Origin of the sequence: Caldicellulosiruptor sp. F32 (assembly GCF_000404025.1) — a bacterium.
Classification (GTDB): domain Bacteria; phylum Bacillota; class Thermoanaerobacteria; order Caldicellulosiruptorales; family Caldicellulosiruptoraceae; genus Caldicellulosiruptor; species Caldicellulosiruptor saccharolyticus.
The window spans coordinates 1-1,174 of the sequence record NZ_APGP01000108.1; the positions used below are offsets into that span (position 1 = coordinate 1).

The following is a 1,174-nucleotide window of genomic DNA, read 5'->3' on the forward strand; positions in this document are numbered from 1 at the left end:
ATCTCTTTCCAAATCCCCATGTTTTCGTGAAAACAGATATATAACATCCTTTTTGTCATCATGATCAATTGTGAAAGGCACACCGCCGCGCAAGATATTGTCAAGATAGCACATTTTGGCATACTCATCTAATTTTTTGTCTGAAGTCACAATTGTATTGTTTGCAACAATAGCATCAATTATAGCTTTGTTCTCTTCAAACGCTTTGTCAAAAAACTCAGAAGAGCAAATAGAATCAACAAAGCAGTTTAGTTCATCAATGCTTTTTGCATGTCCTATAATGCTGTATAAAATCAAAGTCTGCTGTGGATCTAAAGTCCTCCTTGCATAAGCAAAAGCGCAGCATGTCTTGTTCGCAAAAACCTGATTTGATATTTCAAGCCTATCTGAAAAGATAAACTCATAAGGCTTTGCTATTTCTGAGCTTATTCCAAAAATAATCTTTGGGTCAATTATAACATCGCATCTTTCAAAGCCGCCCTGCGTATTGTCAAAGCTTACAAAGAAATTCCCCTCTTTTATTTCAAAAACTTCTGTTGTGTCCTCAGAAGATGAATGAAATCTAAAGTATGGAGCTTTTTTGTCTAAATTCTCAACAAAATTCCATGCCTCACTTGTCCTGCTCATGTTCTTCAGTGCAAAATCACTTTTGCCGTATGGAACAATCAAGGCAAGCCCGTCTAAAGCTTCAATATCCACAGGCCTTTGTGAGATATTTGTTACTTTTATCTCCCTCACAAGAGAAGCCACATTCTTGTTTGGAAGAGTGTAATACCTCACTTCTGTCTTGATACCAATATTTGGATTTTCTTCGCAAATCTCAAGATGGTCAGCAAAAATGGACATCTTGCTTTTTGCAAAGTTGAGTAAATTTTCTATTTGAAAAGGTTCATAAAAGAGGTTTTTGTTCAGTTTCAAGAAGGTTCTAAACCCGTGGGTTGATGCAAGCCTGTAAGCCCTGTCGGCCGGCAAAAATTCTAAAATTGCCCCGTCTTTGTTCTTTGTTCCGAACGACACTATACACTGCCCTCTGTTCACATAAAAGCACCAAAGTGGAATTCCAAATATACCTGCAATCCCGGGCAAAAAACTCGAGAATGGTTTTGAAAGCTGATAGTTCTCTATACAAAATGAGTTTGTTTTCTCGTCATAATAGTACCTTGGATTTGCTTGC

Annotated in this window: 1 pseudogene; it reads right to left on the reverse strand. The window is 37.3% G+C overall.

Features of this window, described 5'->3' with window-relative positions:
* Positions 1 to 1,174, reverse strand: a pseudogene (locus H964_RS09680) (hypothetical protein); the annotation flags it as partial.